The sequence below is a fragment of the Streptomyces sp. NPDC051913 genome (assembly GCF_044593635.1).
Classification (GTDB): Bacteria; Actinomycetota; Actinomycetes; order Streptomycetales; family Streptomycetaceae; genus Streptomyces.
This window is the reverse complement of sequence record NZ_JBIUCI010000027.1, coordinates 63,560-78,802: the sequence shown is the minus strand read 5'-3', so window position 1 is coordinate 78,802 and position 15,243 is coordinate 63,560. Positions and strand designations below refer to the sequence as shown.

Here is a 15,243-nt window from a genome sequence, read left to right as displayed (position 1 = left end):
TCACTTATCCCTTCGGGGTCAGCAGCACCTTCAGGTGCCGTGCGCGGTCGGCCGCCAGGTCCGCGAAGACCCCGGCTCCTTCCGAGAGCGAGAAACGTCCGGTGATCAGGGGTGAGGCGTCCAGGCGCCCGGTGCTCATCAGGTCGATCACCCGGGGGATGTCGAAGTTGTAGCCGAGCGTGCCGACCACGGACCGCTCGTAGAAGACGAGTTGGCCCATGTCGAACGAGACACTGCCGTGCCCGACCCCGGCGAGCACGACCTTTCCGCCCCGCCGGACGGTGGCCACCGCCTGGGCCGCGAGCGCGGGGACACCGGTCGCGTCGATGACGACGTCCGGGCCGATGCGGCCGGTCCGCAGGAACACCTCGCGGCGCACGTCACTCTCGCGCGGGTCGAAGGCCTCAGTGACCCCGAGGCCGAGGAGCTTGTCCCGGCGCTCCTCAAGGGGTTCGCCCACATAGAGCCCGGCGGCCCCGGCGAGGCGGGCGGCGAGGACGACGGCGAAGCCGATGGGGCCACCGCCGACGACCAGGACGTTGTCGCCGGGCCGGACACCGGCCCGGGTGACGGCGTGCAGGCCCACCGCGAGCGGCTCGGCGACGGCCGCCATCTCGTCGCTCACGTTGTCGGGCAGCCGGGTCAGTCCCGCGATCGGCACGGTGACCCGGTCGGCGAAGGCACCGGGCGAGGCGAGGCCGACCGAGCCGCTCTTCGGGCAGATGTGGTACTCACCGCGGGTGCACCAGAAGCAGACGCCGCACCGCCACACGGGGTCGGCCGTCACCCGGTCCCCCACCGCGATCCCGGGCACCTCGACGCCCAACGCCCTTACCGTGCCGCTCAGTTCGTGGCCCAGGGCGAGGGGCGGACGGGCACCGGTCAGCGGGTGCGGATCGTCGCGGATCATGTGCGGGCCCTCGGTGAACTCGTGCAGGTCCGTGCCGCAGACCCCACACCAGGCCACATCGATCACGGCTTCGTGCGGCCCGGGTTCCGGCGGGTCCGGTACCTCCTCCAGCCGCAGGTCACGGGCACCGTGCCAGCGCAGCGCCTTCATCTGCTCCACCCTTTCGTGTCGTACCGCTGTCCCGCGCGCCTAGTTGTCCCGCGCGGGGCCCTCGAAGCGGGCCTTGCCAGGGCCGTGATCGAGGAAGGACCGGAGGCCGGTGGCGGCGTCGGCGGTGCCGAACACCCCGGTGAACAGGGCGCGTTCGAGGGCCAGGCCGGCGGAGAGGCCCGTGTCGCCGCCGTGGTCGACGGCCTCCTTGATGGCCTCCAGCGCCGCGGCGGGCCCGTCGGCGAGCCGCCGGGCATACCGAAGGGCGGCCTCGTACACCTCGTCCGCAGGCACGACCTCGTCGACCAGCCCGAGGCGCAGCGCTTCGCCGGCGGCGACCCGACGGCCGGTCATCAGCAGGTTCTTGGCCCGGGACGGTCCGATCAGCCGGGTCAGCCGCTGCGTGCCGCCGGAGCCCGGGATGATGCCGAGCCGCACCTCAGGCTGCCCCAGGACCGCGTCGTCGGCCGCCACTCGGTAGTCGGCGGCGAGAGCCAGTTCCAGGCCGCCACCCAGCGCGTATCCGGTGACCGCGGCGATCACCGGTACGGGCAGCCGGGCGACGTCGTCGAAGGTCCGCTGGAGCGCCCGGTTCCAGCCCCGCACCTCCTCGGGGCCCATCGCGGCGAGCGCTTTGACGTCCGCCCCCGCGGCGAAGAGGCGCTCGCCGCCGTACAGCACCACGGCGCGCACCCCGCGGTCGTCCGCGAGGTCGCGCACGGCGGAGGCCAGCTCGCCGCGCTGGGCGGTGTCGAAGGCGTTCATCGGTGGATGGTCGAGGCGGACGGTGACGACGGGTCCGTCGGCTTCCAGGCGGATGCGAGGCAAGGGGGCCCTCCTCGGTGGGGGAAGCGACTCGGCCCGCCCGGATGGTTGTCGGCCGGTGGGCTCCGTCGTAAAGTGCGGCTCAGCGTTTTATAGACCAAGAGGTACACTAAATCTTGGTAGCGGGCAACCGACCGGTCGGGACAATCCCGGCCGCCGAGCCGGAGAGTCGCCGTGCACAATTTTTCGAGCATCCTCGATTACCACCTGGCCCAGCGGCCCGACGCCGTGGCCGTGACACAGGACGAGCGCCGTCTGACCGTGCGCGCCCTGCATGAGCGGGTGAACCGGCTGGCCGCCGGTCTGTCGGAGCTGGGCGTCGGACGCGGCGACGTCGTGGCCCTGCTGCTCTACAACCGGCCCGAGTTCCTGGAACTCGTCTACGCCGTCAATCGCGTCGGCGCGGTGTTCCTGCCGCTGAACTACCGCCTGTCCGAAGAGGAATGGGCGTACATCGTGGGCGACGCCCAGGCGAAGGTCATCGTCACCGAGCCGGAGTTCGAACGCGCCGCGGACCGCATCGCGGGGAAGCTGCCGGAGCTGGAGCACCGGATCCTGGTGGAGGGCGAGCCCCTGCCCGACGGGTGGACCGACTACGAGGCCCTCCTGGACCGGCATCACGGCGCCCGGGTGGAGCCGGTGGACGTCGGCCCCGACGACCTCCAGCGCCTGATGTACACCTCGGGCACCACCTCACGGCCCAAGGGTGTGCGCATCACGTACGGGAACGTGCAGGCGAAGAACCTGGCCCACATCGTCCACTTCGGTCTGACCGCAGCCGACACCACGCTGGTCTGCGGCCCGCTCTACCACGTGGGCGGCCTGGACATGCCGGCCCTCGGCGTCCTCTACGCGGGCGGCGGCGTGGTCCTCCAGCGGAAGTTCGACCCGGTGGGCGCCCTGAGCGCGATCCAGGAGCACCGCGTCACCAACGCGTGGCTCGCGCCCGCGATGGTCAACGCGGTGCTGGAGGTCCCGGACCGGGCCTCGTACGACACCGCGTCCGTCCGCTTCATCCTGGGCGGCGGCGAGAAGACACCGGAACCGGTCCTGCGGCGCATCATGAACGCCTTCCCCAACGCCTGGTTCGCCGACGCCTACGGCCTCACCGAGACCGTCTCCGGCGACACCTTCCTGGACCGGGAACACGCGCTGTCCAAGCTGGGTTCGGTCGGCCGCCCCGTGCCGCACACGCGCGTGCGGATCGTCGACGACGCGGACAGAGAAGTCCCGGCCGGCGAACTGGGCGAGATCACGCTGCGCGGCCCGAAGGTCTTCGCGGGCTACTGGCGCGACGAGAAGGCCACGGCCGCCGCCCTCAGGGACGGCTGGTTCCACACCGGCGACATCGGTCACCTCGACGAGGACGGCTTCCTCTACATCGACGACCGCAAGAAGGACATGATCGTCTCCGGCGGCGAGAACATCGCCACACCCGAGGTCGAGCGCGTCCTCTACGAACACCCCGCCGTCCTGGAAGCCTCCGTGGTCGGCCTGGTCCACCCCCGCTGGGGCGAGGTCCCGCGGGCCTTCGTGGTGTTCCGGCCGGGAACGAGCGCGGGAGCCGATGAACTGCGCGCGTTCTGTCTGGAGCGGCTGGCCAAGTTCAAGGTGCCGGTCCGCTTCGAGGTCGTCGACGAACTGCCCCGTACCCCTTCGGGCAAGGTCCTCAAGCGGACCCTGCGTGACATCCCCATGGAGGGCTGAGCCATGGCCGACGTCAACACCGACCTGCGCCTCGACGGCAGAACCGCCTGGGTGACCGGTGCGGGCAAGGGCCTGGGCCGGGCGATCGCGGTCGCCCTGTCCCAGGCCGGGGCGGACGTGGCGGTGACCGCCCGCACGGGCGCCGACCTGGAGAGCCTGGAGGCCGAACTCGCCGCGCACGGCGGCAAGGTACTGGTGCTGCCCGGTTCGGTCGCCGACCCGGACGCCGTCCGCACGACGGTGGGGCGGATCACCCGGGCGACCGGGCGGCTGGACGCCGTCGTCAACTGCGCGGGCATCAGCCCGCACTTCACCCGCAGCGAGTTCGTCACCGACGAGGACTTCCGGCGGGTGCTCGACATCAACCTCCAGGGCACCTTCTCCTGCTGCCGCGAGGCCGGCAAGGTCATGCTGGAACAGGGCTTCGGCTCGATCGTCAACGTCTCGTCGGTGCACGCGAGCACGGGCTTCGAGCGCATCGCGGCGTACGCCGCCAGCAAGGGCGGTGTCGAGGCGCTCACCAAGGCCCTCGCGGTCGAGTGGGCGGACCGCGGGGTGCGGGTCAACTCCCTCGCGCCCGGGTACTTCCGTACGGACCTCAGCTCGGGCCTGCTGGACAGCCGCTGGGGCGAGCGGATCGTGAAGGGCACTCCCCTGGGCAGGGTGGGCAGTGTCGAGGAGCTGGGCGGGGCCGCGGTGTTCCTCGCCTCGGACGCCTCACGCTTCGTGACCGGTACGACCGTCACCGTGGACGGGGGCTGGACAGCATGGTGACCACACCTCGGCCGGCCGGCTGACGAGACACGGGACCGTGCGAAGCCGCCCCAGTCCTCACTGGGGCGGCTTCGCACTATGCGGAGACGTCAGGCACTTCGCGGCGGTACGACGCCGAGGCGCCGAAGAGGTCCTCGGAGACGGCCCGCACCGCGTTGACCACCAGCGGGGCCACGAACTCCAGGGAGGAACGGCCGTCGCCGACCACGGAGATCGCCCCGACGGGCCCGTCCGGCCCGCGCAGGGCGAGCCCCACGCAGCCGAGATGGGGGAAGCACTCCCCCCGGTCGATCGCCAGGCCGTTGCGGCGGCGCACGAGGCCGAGTTCACGGTGGAGTTGGTCGAGACTGCCGATGCTGTGATGGGTGCGGCGCTCGATCGCCTGCGTGTACCGCGCGTCGATCTCCTCCGCGCTGAGCCAGGCGAGCATGGCCTTGCCGAGGCCCGTGCAGTGGGCGATCGCCCGTCCGCCGACCCGCGACGGTATGTCCACGGCAGCCCGGCCTCCCACCTTGTCCAGGTAGTAGACCTCCGGCCCGTCGAGCACGGCCAGGTGCACGACCATCCTGGTGCGCACCGCGAGGTCCAGCAGATGCGGTGCGGCGGCGGCGCGCAGTGCGCTGTGGCCGATCTCGCGCCCCCCGAGGCCCAGCGCACGGGTGCCCAGGGTGTATCCGGCCACCGTGTGCCGCAGCCAGTCCAGGCGGACCAGTTGGTCGAGGATCCGATGGGTGGTCGAGCGCGGAAGGTGCGTGAGGCGGGAGACGGCCTCCAGTGTCAGGTGCGTCTGTGGACTTTCGAAAAGGTCCATGATCAACGTCACGCGCTCCATCATCGACGGAGGCAGCGCGGGCCCGTCGGCCTCGGACGATCGCGTGCTCAGGCGAAGGGCAGACGTCATCGTCGGTGCCTCTCTGCTCAAACTGAAATCAATTCTAGTTCGGCGCCTGCGTCAAGGTATCAATGGCATGGGCCGCAGAGATAGAGTCATGCACCTAATAAATTGGGACGACCGGTCTATTTGACTGGTGGCACAAAAATGTACCGCTGCCCGGAAGAGCGGTTCCGGGCAGCGGTACGTCTCTTTCGGGATCAGCCGCGGGCGGTGAGGTCCAGTGCGATGTCCACGATCATGTCCTCCTGCCCGCCGACCAGCCCACGCCGGCCGACCTCCTCCAGGATGGTGCGGGCGTCGAGACCGTACTGCTCGGCCGCGGTCTCGGCATGGCGCAGGAAGCTGGAGTAGGCGCCCGCGTAGCCGAGCGTGAGCGTCTCCCGGTCCACCCGCACCGGCCTGTCCTGGAGCGGGCGGACCAGGTCCTCGGCGGCGTCCTGGAGGGCGAACAGATCGCAGTCGTGCTTCCAGCCCAGGAGGTTGGCGACGGCGACGAACGGCTCGATGGGGCAGTTGCCGGCGCCCGCGCCCTGCCCGGCGAGCGAGGCGTCGACCCGGGTCACCCCCTCCTCCACGGCCACCACGGAGTTGGCGACGGACAGGGAGAGGTTCTCGTGCGCGTGGATGCCGATCTGGGTGGCCGGGTCCAGGACGTCCCGGTAGGCGCGGATGCGGTCGCGCACACCGTCCATGGTCAGCCGGCCGCCGGAGTCGGTGACGTAGACACAGTGCGCGCCGTAGGTCTCCATCAGTTTCGCCTGTCGGGCGAGGGCTTCCGGGGGCGCCATGTGGGCCATCATCAAGAACCCCGAGACGTCCATGCCGAGTTCGCGGGCGGTGGAGATGTGCTGGGCGGCCACGTCCGCCTCGGTGCAGTGGGTGGCGATGCGTACGGAGCGCACACCGAGGGCGTAGGCCCGCTTGAGCTCCGCGATGGTGCCGATGCCCGGCAGCAGCAGGGAGGTCAGGACCGCACGGTCGATGGCGTCCGCGGCCGCCTCGATCCACTCCCAGTCGGTGTTGCTGCCCGGCCCGTAGTTGAGGCTGCCGCCGGCCAGGCCGTCGCCGTGGGCGACCTCGATCGCGTCCACACCCGCCCGGTCGAGGGCCGCGGAGATCCGGGACACGAACTCGGGCGTGATCCGGTGCCGGATGGCGTGCATGCCGTCCCGGAGGGTGACGTCCTGTACATAGAGCCTGCGCGTCACTTGGTCACCTCAGGGGTCGTCCGCCGGGCGATGCGCTCGGCGACGCGCAACGCGGCCGAGGTCATGATGTCGAGGTTCCCCGCATAGGCGGGCAGGTAGTGCGCGGCGCCCTCCACTTCGAGGAACACCGAGACCTTGGTGGTCGGCCTCTTGGGGACGTCGTCGGGCAGCAGCGTGTGGACGGGGTCCTCGGCGGGGACCGGGGTGAACTGCACCTGCTGCTTGAGCCGATAGCCGGGAACGTACTCGGCCACCGCCGCGACCGTCTCCTCGACGGAGGTCCGGACCGCGTCCTGGTCCGCGTCGCCGATCAGGCAGTACACCGTGTCACGCATGATCAGCGGAGGTTCCGCCGGATTGAGCACGATGATCGCCTTGCCCCGCCGGGCCCCGCCCACCTTCTCGATCGCGCCGGACGTGGTCTCGGTGAACTCGTCGATGTTGGCCCGCGTGCCGGGTCCGGCGGACCGGGAGGAGATCGAGGCGACGATCTCGGCGTAGGGCACGGGGGTGACCCTGCTGACCGCGTGGACGATCGGAATGGTCGCCTGACCGCCGCAGGTGACCATGTTGAAGTTGTCGACAGCCACACCGGCGTCGGCCAGCTGTTCGTCCAGGTTCACCGTCGGTACCACGTACGGTCCCAGGGCCGCCGGGGTGAGGTCGACCAGTCGTTTGCCGTAGGGGGCGAGCTTCTTCGCGTTCTCGATGTGCGCCTTCGCCGACGTGGCGTCGAAGACGATCTCGATGTCGTCGAAGCCGTCCATCCCGATCAGGCCGTCCACTCCCTCATGGGTGGTGGGCACCTTCAGGCGGGCGGCGCGCGCCAGACCGTCCGAGTCCGGGTCGATGCCCACCATCGCGGCCATCTCCAGGGTCTCGGACAGGCGCATGACCTTGATCATCAGGTCGGTGCCGATGTTGCCGGAGCCGATCACGGCCACCTTGGTCTTCGTCATCCTGTGTGTTCCTCGGTCGAGAAGGTCGCGGTCACCGGTCCCAGGCCCGACATCTCGGCCCGTACGGTGATGCCTGGCGGGGTGGGGACGAGCGGGCCCAGGGCGCCGGACAGCACGACCTGTCCGGCGCGCAACGGGTCGCCGAACTCCCGGGCCGTGCGGGCCAGCCACAGCAGCGCGGCGAGCGGATCGCCAAGACAGGCGGCGCCGTCGCCCTCGGAGGCGAGCTCGCCATCGGCGTACAGCCGCATGGTCGCGTCCCGGGGCGTGAACTCGGTGAGAGGGACCCGCCGTTGCCCGAGGACGAAGAGTCCGCTGGAGGCGTTGTCGGCGACCGTGTCCGTGATCGCGATGTCCCAGTCCGTCACCCGGCTGTCCACGATCTCCAGCGCGGCCACCGCGTACCCGACCGCCGAGCCGACCCGTTCGATATCGAGTCCGTCCTCGTCGAGGTCCTCGGCGAGAACGAAGGCGATCTCCGCCTCGACCCTGGGCTGGAGCAGCCGGCCGCTGGGCACGGCCGGCAGTCCGCTGACGTCCATGTCGTCCAGCAGGACGCCGAAGTCGGGCCGGTCCACCCCCACTTGACGCTGCACCGACGCCGACGTCAGCCCGATCTTGCGGCCGACGACCCGCGCTCCGGCCGCGATCCGCCCGTCGATGACCCGCCGTTGAACGGCGTACGCGAGGCTGATGTCCCTCGCGCCGAGCAGGTCGCGTACGGGCGTGCAGGGCTTGTGGTCCTCGGCCGCACGGATGAGCCGGGCGGCGGCCTCGGCCACGGCGGTCTCCCGGTCCGCGACGGCTGTCGGTTCCCAAACGTCTGTCATTCGCATCCTCTGGCTCGTGCCTGCCCCCAGCCTGAGCGGGCGCGAGGCGCGGCAACGGCGAGCGTTCCGCTCACCGGGACCGGAACGCCGTCCGGGCGGTCTCGCTCAGCGAGATGACCCAACAGCGGGGCGGGCGGGGCTCATTACCTTCGTCGGGCGAACTGCCGCATGGCCGCCGGCGCGCCTCTGCCCGACGTCCCCACCTGCGACCGCGGTCCCGCACACCCCCCACCAAGAACGTCGGCACTCATGAGGAGGTTCGGATGAGCAGCAACGAGGATGCCTACGACGTGATCGTCGTGGGGTCGGGCGGAGGTCTGGTCGGGGCGTACGTGGCGGCCTCGCGCGGCCTGCGCACGCTCGTCGTCGAGAAGACCGACCGGGTCGGCGGCACCGTGGCGTACTCCGGCGCAGGCTTGTGGTTCCCCGGGTCCGCGCCGCTGACCCGGGCCGGCCTCGGGGACGACGTCGAGCAGGTACGGACGTATCTGCGCAGCGCCGTCGACGACCCGTCCCGGGAGGCGCTCCAGGACGCCTACCTGGCCGCCGGGCCCCGGCTCATCGACGAGCTGGAACAGAACACGTGGTTCCAGTCCTTCGTCCACGGCCCCGTTCCGGACTACTACGCGTCGACACAGGGGGCCTCCCCCACGGGCCACACCGTCTTCCCGCCCCCCGTCGAGGCCGCGGAGCTCAAGGAGCGCAGAGCACTCCTGCGCGAGTCCCTGCCCACCGAGCGGTTCGGCTTCGACGAGGGACCCGTGCTCAGCGGCGGCCGTGCGCTCATCGGCCGGGCCCTGTCGGCGTTCCTGGAGACGGGCCACGGCGAACTCCGGCTGAACACCGCCCTGGAGAGCCTGATCGTGGAGCACGGCAGGATCGCGGGGGTCGAGGTCGTCAGCGACGGCGAGCGGACCAGGATCCGGGCCCGGCGTGGCGTCCTGCTCGCCGCCGGCGGCTTCGAGCACGACCGTGAGCTGCGCGAGAAGTACCAGCCCCCGCTCACCGGGGAGTGGTCCGACGGCGCCCCGGCCAACACCGGCGACGCCCTGCGGGCGGGCATCGCCGTGGGCGCGGACACCGACCTGCTGGACGAGGCCTGGTTCGTGCCGGGGCTCGTCCACCCGGACGGTCTGCCCCTCTTCCACACCGGCACCCGGGGCGGCATCTGGGTCAACGGCGCCGGCGAGCGCTTCGTCAACGAGACGCGGCCCTACGACCAGGCCGCGCACGAGATCGTACGGCTGCACCACGGGACCGGTGTCAGCCACATCCCGGCGCACTGGGTGTTCGACCAGCGGCAGTTGGACCGGGACGGCATCGGCTTCCCGCCGGCCACACCGGCGCTCGACGAGTGGCTGGCCTCGGGCGCTCTGAAGAAGGCGGACACCCTGGAGGAACTGGCCCGCCTCATCGGCGTGCCGTTCGACGCGCTGCGGCGGACCGTCGAGGAGTTCAACACGTACGCCCCGACCGGCGTCGACGAGCGGTTCCACCGTGGTGAGACGCCATGGGACCAGATGTTCCACCACATCGTGCCCTTCCCGGCCGACCCCCGGCAGAACTTCCCCGCCACCCCGGCCCCCGGGTGGCCGAACCCGCTGCTGCTCCCCATCGACGAACCGCCGTTCTACGCGGCCACCATCGTCCCCTCCGACATCGGCACCAAGGGCGGCCTGCGGATCGACACCCACGCGCGCGTGCTGCGCTCGGACGGGCGGCCGATCGACGGGTTGTACGCGACCGGGAACACCGCGGCCGCGATGTCGGGGCGCGTGTACCCGGGCGCGGGCACACCCATCGGTTCCAGTCTCGTGTTCGGGTATCTCGCCGTGCTGGACATGACCGAGGCGACGGACTGACCCACACGAGTGCCCGGGACACGGCAGGTGACGTGTCCCGGGCACTGTGCCGTGCGCTATCGCGCCGCGATCAGCCGCGCGGCCAGCCGTAGGGCCGCCTCACCCTCCGCTGTGGAGATCTCCTCGGTCAGCATGGCCACGAACAGCCCCCACCAGCTGTAGACGAGCAGCCGCACCCTGCTGTGTGCGGTCTCCGTGTCGGCGCGGCTCCCGAGCAGGCACAGGAGCCGTTGTCCCAGCGGCCGCGCGACGATGTCGAAGCGGGTGGGCACGGCACTCGCGTACTCCGTGAACGACGACAGCGCCACCGCCGAAGCCAGCAGGGGGCTGCCGAGCAGCTTCCCGCTGAGCGCGACGAGTGTCTCGGCGACCTCGGTCGCGGGGTCCGTCGCCTCCTGGGGTACCGGGCCGGTGGCGCCGTCTCCGAGGAACTGCTCGATGTGCCACTCGAGGACCGAGAGGAACAGATAGGGCTTGGAGGGGAAGTACCGGTAGAGCGTGGCGATGGCGACGCCGGCCCCCTTGGCCACGTCGTGCATCTGCACCCTGGCCAGCCCCTCGCGTGCGCCGAGTTCGGCGGCGGCGCGCAGGATGCGGACCCGGCGAACGGCCTGGCCGCTCGACGCGGGGGTGGCCGGTCGCCGTACTTCCACGGGTCTCGCCATGTCGTCGTCCCCCACGTGTCGGCTGCTCCCGCCGTCGGCACTCAGTCGGCCTCCGGCCGGGTCAGGAAGGCCAGCACCGCGCTCTCCCAGGCCTGCTTCTGCTCGATCATGGCCCAGTGCCCGCAGTCGGGCAGCACATGCAGTTCGGCCCGGGGAATGGTCCGCAGCGGAAGGAGCGCGTTCTCCAGCGGGGTGACCCGGTCGTCCCGGCCCCAGGTCAGCAGGGTGGGCGCGGTGACCTTGTGCAGCGCGGCCCACACGGGCTGGTCGGACTGGGCCTGGGCGGCCTGGATGGCGGCCATGGCCTGGCGGCCGTAGATCCGGCGGGACGCCTCCAGTGTCTCCGGCTCGGTCGCGCTCGCCCAGCGCTGCTCGATGAGCTCCTCGGTGAGCAGGGCAGGGTCATGGACCATCGAGCGCAGCCACTGGACGAGGTTCTCCCGGGTGGGGTTCTCGGCGAACTCCACGAGCAGGTTGAGGCCTTCGCTGGGCGCCGGGGAGAGGAGGTTGCGTCCCACGCCGCCGATGGTCACGACCCGGCGGAAGAGGTCCTTGTGGGCGACCGCGAGCCCCACCGCGACGAAGCCGCCCATGGAGTTGCCGATCACGTCGACGCGCTCCAGGCCGAGGCCCTCCAGGAAGCGCAGCACGGCCTTGGGGGCCGCCGCCATCGGGCTCTCGGCGGTCGGGTCGCTCACTCCGAAGCCGGGGAACTCCAGGGCCAGGCAGCGGAAGTGCTCGGCGAACACGGGCAGGTTGTGCTGGTAGTTGCGCCAGCCGGTGACGCCCGGCCCTGACCCGTGCAGCAGGAGCAACGGCGGTCCGTCACCGGCCTCGTGATAGCGCAACGTGCCATCGTCGGTGGGGAGTTCGCGCAGGGTGTCCTCGTAGCTGAGTGTCATGACGCTCACCGTGGCACCCACCAGGTGGCGGTCGCGGCCGGCCTCCCGATCAGTGGGACGGTCCCGGCCGCGGGCACCGCGGGCTGTCTACCGTCACGGACGTACCGATACCGGGGCCCCGACGGGCCGCCCCGGACCTGACCGAATGTGATGTGAGGGGAGGGCCTGATGGGTGTGCGCTCACTCGGGTACCTGCGTCTGGAGTCCAACGACCTCGGCAAGTGGAAGACCTTCGGTGCCGACTTCCTCGGCCTGATGCCGGTCGAGGGCGGCGACTCCGAGTCGCTGTCCTTCCGCATGGACGACTATCCGGCCCGAATCGTGGTCTCCCCGGGCGCCCAGCCCACGATGACGGCGCTGGGCTTCGAGGTCCTCGACGAGCGGGAGCTGGCGAACCTGGTCGCGGACGTCGAGAAGGCCGGGATCAAGGTGACGGCCGGCACCGAGGCCGAGGCGGCGGAGCGGAAGGTCACGGGCTTCGTCAAGTTCAACGACCCGGGCGGCAACCCGGTCGAACTGTTCTACGGCACGACCCTCGACCATGTGCCGGTCCAGACACCGCTGGTCTCGAAGTTCGTCACGGGCGACATGGGCTTCGGGCACGCCATCATCTCGGCCGAGGACGCGCGGTCGACGTTCGACTTCTATGTGAACGTCCTCGGCTTCATCGAGCGCAACACCATGCGCTCGCCCGGCGGCACGACCTGGTTCATGGGCTGCAACCCCCGCCACCACACCCTCGGCGTCACCCCGATGCCGGGTTCCGGGCGGCTGCTGCACTTCATGGTCGAGGGCGCCGCCCTGGACGATGTGGGGCGGGCTCTGGACCGGGCCGCCACGTACGAGGTGCCGATGATGCACTCGCTCGGCAAGCACACCAACGACCACATGGTGTCGTTCTATGTCTGGTCGCCGGAGAACTACGCGGTCGAGTTCGGCTGGAACGGCCTGAAGGTGCCCGAGCCGGTGCCCGTCTACGAGATCACGGACGGCGCGTTCTGGGGCCACCACTTCACGCCGCCGCCGCAGCCGGCCGGCTGAGCCCCGGCGGGCGAGAGACGACTGAGCCCCACGGCCAGGGACCGTGGGGCTCAGTCCTGTCCGCGCCGGGTCACTCGACGGTGATCGCCCGTTCCGGGCAGGCCCGCTCGCCGTCGCGGGCGGCCTCTTCGAGACCCCGGGGCACCTCGCCGTCCAACGGCAGCGCGTAGCCGTCGTCGTCCAGCCGGAAGAGTCCGGCGGCGGCCGCCGCGCACCGGGCGTGCCCGGAGCACGAGGACGTGTCGATCGTGATCTTCATTCGATCCACTCCGTTCTACGGCTTGTTGGTCGACCCCGCGTCCACGGTGAACTGCAGCCCCGTGACGTACCGGGCCTCGTCCGAGGCGAGGAAGAGGACGGCGTTGGACACGTCCCGGGGCTCGACGTAGGGGGCCAGCGGGTTCATGGCCGCGAGGGCGAACAGCGGCTCGCGTGCGGCGAGTTCCTCGACCGGCACACCGACGGTGATGCCCGTGTCGCTCACCCCGGTGGGGTGCACGGTGTTCACCCGGATGCGGTGCGGGGCGAGTTCGTTGGACAGGGCCTTCATCAGGCCCACCACGCCGTGCTTGGCGGCCACGTAGTGGGCGTACGGCACATGACCGCGCAGGCCGGCGGCGGAGCTGGTGATGATGATCGAGCCGCCCTCCCCCGCCTCGATCATCCAGGGGATCGCGGCCCGCGCGGTGTTCCAGGCGCCCTTGAGGTTGACGTCGACGGTGACGTCCCAGGCCTCCTCGGACAGCTCCCAGGCGGCGCCGATGCTCATGACACCGGCGTTGGCCACGACCACGTCGAGCCGCCCGAACTCCTCACGTGCCGTGTCGACGGCGGCGCGCATCTCGGCCACCGACCGGACGTCGGCTCGTACGGCGACGCACCGCCGGCCGGTCTTCCTGACCAACTCGGCCGTCTCGTCGAGCTGTTCCCTGGTCGCGAGCGGGTACGGCAGCTCGGCGCTGATGTCGTGGCAGACGTCGGTGACGACGACGTCCGCGCCTTCCTCCGCCAGTCGTACGGCGTGCGAGCGACCCTGGCCGCGGGCCGCTCCCGTGATGAGCGCGACCTTTCCCTCCACCCGTCCCATGGCTGCCTCAGTCCTTCCGCGGCTGGTCGATCAGGTCCTCGGCGGCCTCGCGCAGGGCGCGCAGCCGGGAGCGCAGGAGTTCACGCTCGGCCGCGGCGGACTCGCTCTCGCCGAGTCCGGCCAGTCGTACGTCCGTCTCGGCGATCTCCGCGACCAGACGGCCGTGAGCCTCCTCGCGGGTGAGCAGGTCGAGGTCGGTCCAGTCGGAGCGCTCGGACTCCGGGACGCGGCTCATGCGGGCAGGTTGTACAGGCGGCGGGCGTTCAACTCCACGATCTGATGCACCTCTTCGTCGGGCACGTCGGCCAGGACCTCTGCCGCGTAGGCGCGGCTCCTGGGCCAGTAGGAGTCGGAGTGGGGGTAGTCGCACTCCCAGGTGATCTTGTCGACGCCGACATGGTGGCGGTTCTCGACGCCGAACCGGTCGTCGATGAAGCACCCGTGGAAGTGTTTGTGGAACAGTTCCGAGGGCCGCACGCTCTGGTTGACGTTCTGGTAGAAGCGGTGCCGCTCCCAGGTGCCGTCGCTGCGTTCCAGGAGGTACGGGATCCAGCCGATCCCGCCCTCGGACAGACCGATCCTCAGCTTCGGGTGCTTGTGCAGCACCGGGGAGAACAGCAGGTCGGCGGTGGCGTACATGGCGTTGCAGCCGAACAGGGCGATCGTCACGGCGAACGGGGCGTCCTCGGCCGTCTTCGGCGGCTTGCCCGAGGTGCCGAAGTGAAGGCACAGCGGGAGTCCGGCCTCCTCGGCCGCCGAGAACACCGGGTCCCAGTGGTCGGTGTGGAAGGAGGGCAGGCCTCGTGGCACCGGGTTCTCCGGGAAGGAGATCGCCTTGGCGCCCTTGGCGGCGGTGCGGTGGATCTCGGCGACACAGGCCTCGACGTCCCACAGGGGCAGGATCACCAGGGGGATGAGCCGGCCCGGTGCGGTGGCGCACCATTCGTCCAGCACGAAGTCGTTCCAGGCCTGGACGCACAGCCGGGCCAGCTCACGGTCCTGCCCGTCCAGGAAGACCGTGCCCGCGAACCCCGGGAACGACGGGAAGCAGAGGGCTCCCCACACCCCGTCGAGGTCCATGTCCCGGATGCGGGCCTTCGGGTCGTAGCAGCCCGGGATCATCTCGTCGTAGCGCGTCGGTTCCAGGCCGAACTCCTCGGGCTTCTTGCCCGCTACGGCGTTCAGGCCGATGTACGGGTGGACCCGGTCCTCGTACACCCACACCTCGGCCGGCGCCTGCCCCTCTCCCCGCGGCTGCTCCACTATGCGCGGACCGGTGTCCCGGAACCGTGCCGGGAGGCGGTCCGACCACAGCCGCGGGGGCTCGATCAGATGGTCGTCGGTCGACAGCAACTTCATCCACGGCTGCAACGGCATGCTGGGCTCCCTCGGTCTCGGAACTCTCTAACACCGGGCGGATTGTGTGCA

16 protein-coding genes are annotated in these 15,243 nt (G+C 70.9%); 4 read left to right on the top strand and 12 right to left on the bottom strand.

All coding sequences use genetic code 11. From position 1 onward, the window contains the following. Positions 1–4 precede the first annotated feature (4 nt). Both ACIHIX_RS44425 and ACIHIX_RS44420 read right to left on the bottom strand, forming a co-directional pair. Positions 5–1,060, bottom strand: a complete 1,056-nt coding sequence (locus tag ACIHIX_RS44425; RefSeq protein ID WP_399966368.1) for an alcohol dehydrogenase catalytic domain-containing protein — start codon at positions 1,058–1,060, stop codon at positions 5–7. A 39-nt stretch (positions 1,061–1,099) separates the two neighbouring features. After that, complete coding sequence (locus ACIHIX_RS44420) at positions 1,100–1,888, bottom strand: enoyl-CoA hydratase/isomerase family protein (RefSeq protein WP_399966320.1); 789 nt, start codon at positions 1,886–1,888, stop codon at positions 1,100–1,102. Positions 1,889–2,059: 171 nt separating this feature from the next. Between ACIHIX_RS44420 and ACIHIX_RS44415 the strand changes: the two genes are divergently transcribed. Then, positions 2,060–3,592: a long-chain fatty acid--CoA ligase gene (locus ACIHIX_RS44415; RefSeq protein WP_399966319.1), complete on the top strand. Its 1,533-nt coding sequence runs from the start codon at positions 2,060–2,062 to the stop codon at positions 3,590–3,592. 3 nt (positions 3,593–3,595) lie between these two features. Continuing rightward, positions 3,596–4,366 (top strand): SDR family NAD(P)-dependent oxidoreductase, encoded by a 771-nt coding sequence (locus tag ACIHIX_RS44410; RefSeq protein WP_399966318.1) that lies wholly within the window; start codon positions 3,596–3,598, stop codon positions 4,364–4,366. A gap of 76 nt (positions 4,367–4,442) precedes the next feature. Here the strand turns inward: ACIHIX_RS44410 and ACIHIX_RS44405 are convergent, their stop codons facing one another. The 4 genes from ACIHIX_RS44405 to ACIHIX_RS44390 form a co-directional block, all read right to left on the bottom strand. Then, positions 4,443–5,201, bottom strand: a complete 759-nt coding sequence (locus tag ACIHIX_RS44405) for an IclR family transcriptional regulator (protein ID WP_399966367.1) — start codon at positions 5,199–5,201, stop codon at positions 4,443–4,445. 257 nt (positions 5,202–5,458) lie between these two features. Then, the gene (dmpG, locus tag ACIHIX_RS44400) at positions 5,459–6,469 is read right to left on the bottom strand and encodes a 4-hydroxy-2-oxovalerate aldolase (protein ID WP_399966317.1); all 1,011 of its coding nucleotides are present in this window, start codon (positions 6,467–6,469) and stop codon (positions 5,459–5,461) included. Continuing rightward, on the bottom strand, positions 6,466–7,428 hold the full coding sequence (locus tag ACIHIX_RS44395) for an acetaldehyde dehydrogenase (acetylating) (RefSeq protein WP_399966316.1): 963 nt from the start codon (positions 7,426–7,428) through the stop codon (positions 6,466–6,468). The genes dmpG and ACIHIX_RS44395 overlap by 4 nt, the downstream gene beginning before the upstream one ends. Beyond that, positions 7,425–8,258 (bottom strand): 2-keto-4-pentenoate hydratase, encoded by an 834-nt coding sequence (locus ACIHIX_RS44390; RefSeq protein WP_399966315.1) that lies wholly within the window; start codon positions 8,256–8,258, stop codon positions 7,425–7,427. Before ACIHIX_RS44390 ends, ACIHIX_RS44395 begins: the two co-directional genes overlap by 4 nt. A gap of 263 nt (positions 8,259–8,521) precedes the next feature. On the opposite strand from ACIHIX_RS44390, the gene ACIHIX_RS44385 reads away from it, so the two are divergent. Beyond that, positions 8,522–10,120, top strand: a complete 1,599-nt coding sequence (locus tag ACIHIX_RS44385; RefSeq protein WP_399966312.1) for an FAD-binding protein — start codon at positions 8,522–8,524, stop codon at positions 10,118–10,120. Between the two features lie 56 nt (positions 10,121–10,176). Here the strand turns inward: ACIHIX_RS44385 and ACIHIX_RS44380 are convergent, their stop codons facing one another. Together ACIHIX_RS44380 and ACIHIX_RS44375 are read right to left on the bottom strand one after the other, a co-directional pair. After that, positions 10,177–10,785: a TetR family transcriptional regulator gene (locus tag ACIHIX_RS44380; RefSeq protein WP_399966311.1), complete on the bottom strand. Its 609-nt coding sequence runs from the start codon at positions 10,783–10,785 to the stop codon at positions 10,177–10,179. Positions 10,786–10,826: 41 nt separating this feature from the next. Continuing rightward, positions 10,827–11,687, bottom strand: coding sequence for an alpha/beta fold hydrolase (locus ACIHIX_RS44375; protein WP_399966310.1), 861 nt, complete (start codon positions 11,685–11,687; stop codon positions 10,827–10,829). Positions 11,688–11,855: 168 nt separating this feature from the next. Here ACIHIX_RS44375 and ACIHIX_RS44370 point away from each other — a divergent pair, with 168 nt between their 5' ends. Next, complete coding sequence (locus ACIHIX_RS44370) at positions 11,856–12,728, top strand: VOC family protein (protein WP_399966309.1); 873 nt, start codon at positions 11,856–11,858, stop codon at positions 12,726–12,728. A gap of 70 nt (positions 12,729–12,798) precedes the next feature. On the opposite strand, the gene ACIHIX_RS44365 is transcribed toward ACIHIX_RS44370, so the two are convergent. The 4 genes from ACIHIX_RS44365 to ACIHIX_RS44350 are packed head-to-tail and all read right to left on the bottom strand — an operon-like array spanning position 12,799 to position 15,192. Then, on the bottom strand, positions 12,799–12,987 hold the full coding sequence (locus ACIHIX_RS44365) for a ferredoxin (protein WP_399966308.1): 189 nt from the start codon (positions 12,985–12,987) through the stop codon (positions 12,799–12,801). Positions 12,988–13,002: 15 nt separating this feature from the next. Continuing rightward, a complete protein-coding gene (locus ACIHIX_RS44360; RefSeq protein ID WP_399966307.1) occupies positions 13,003–13,815 on the bottom strand; it encodes a mycofactocin-coupled SDR family oxidoreductase in 813 nt (270 codons plus the stop codon). 7 nt (positions 13,816–13,822) lie between these two features. After that, on the bottom strand, positions 13,823–14,050 hold the full coding sequence (locus tag ACIHIX_RS44355) for a hypothetical protein (RefSeq protein WP_399966306.1): 228 nt from the start codon (positions 14,048–14,050) through the stop codon (positions 13,823–13,825). Next, on the bottom strand, positions 14,047–15,192 hold the full coding sequence (locus ACIHIX_RS44350) for an amidohydrolase family protein (protein ID WP_399966305.1): 1,146 nt from the start codon (positions 15,190–15,192) through the stop codon (positions 14,047–14,049). The genes ACIHIX_RS44355 and ACIHIX_RS44350 overlap by 4 nt, the downstream gene beginning before the upstream one ends. Between the last annotated feature and the right edge of the window lie 51 nt (positions 15,193–15,243).

What these genes read in the sequence shown, in the direction of transcription:
- ACIHIX_RS44425 (WP_399966368.1), bottom strand. Translation starts at nt 1,060, where the DNA reads ATGAAGGCGCTGCGCTGGCACGGTGCCCGTGACCTGCGGCTGGAGGAG.
- ACIHIX_RS44410 (WP_399966318.1), top strand. Translation starts at nt 3,596, where the DNA reads ATGGCCGACGTCAACACCGACCTGCGCCTCGACGGCAGAACCGCCTGG.
- ACIHIX_RS44405 (WP_399966367.1), bottom strand. Translation starts at nt 5,201, where the DNA reads ATGATGGAGCGCGTGACGTTGATCATGGACCTTTTCGAAAGTCCACAG.
- ACIHIX_RS44395 (WP_399966316.1), bottom strand. Translation starts at nt 7,428, where the DNA reads ATGACGAAGACCAAGGTGGCCGTGATCGGCTCCGGCAACATCGGCACC.
- ACIHIX_RS44390 (WP_399966315.1), bottom strand. Translation starts at nt 8,258, where the DNA reads ATGACAGACGTTTGGGAACCGACAGCCGTCGCGGACCGGGAGACCGCC.
- ACIHIX_RS44385 (WP_399966312.1), top strand. Translation starts at nt 8,522, where the DNA reads ATGAGCAGCAACGAGGATGCCTACGACGTGATCGTCGTGGGGTCGGGC.
- ACIHIX_RS44380 (WP_399966311.1), bottom strand. Translation starts at nt 10,785, where the DNA reads ATGGCGAGACCCGTGGAAGTACGGCGACCGGCCACCCCCGCGTCGAGC.
- ACIHIX_RS44375 (WP_399966310.1), bottom strand. Translation starts at nt 11,687, where the DNA reads ATGACACTCAGCTACGAGGACACCCTGCGCGAACTCCCCACCGACGAT.
- ACIHIX_RS44370 (WP_399966309.1), top strand. Translation starts at nt 11,856, where the DNA reads ATGGGTGTGCGCTCACTCGGGTACCTGCGTCTGGAGTCCAACGACCTC.
- ACIHIX_RS44365 (WP_399966308.1), bottom strand. Translation starts at nt 12,987, where the DNA reads ATGAAGATCACGATCGACACGTCCTCGTGCTCCGGGCACGCCCGGTGC.
- ACIHIX_RS44360 (WP_399966307.1), bottom strand. Translation starts at nt 13,815, where the DNA reads ATGGGACGGGTGGAGGGAAAGGTCGCGCTCATCACGGGAGCGGCCCGC.
- ACIHIX_RS44355 (WP_399966306.1), bottom strand. Translation starts at nt 14,050, where the DNA reads ATGAGCCGCGTCCCGGAGTCCGAGCGCTCCGACTGGACCGACCTCGAC.
- ACIHIX_RS44350 (WP_399966305.1), bottom strand. Translation starts at nt 15,192, where the DNA reads ATGCCGTTGCAGCCGTGGATGAAGTTGCTGTCGACCGACGACCATCTG.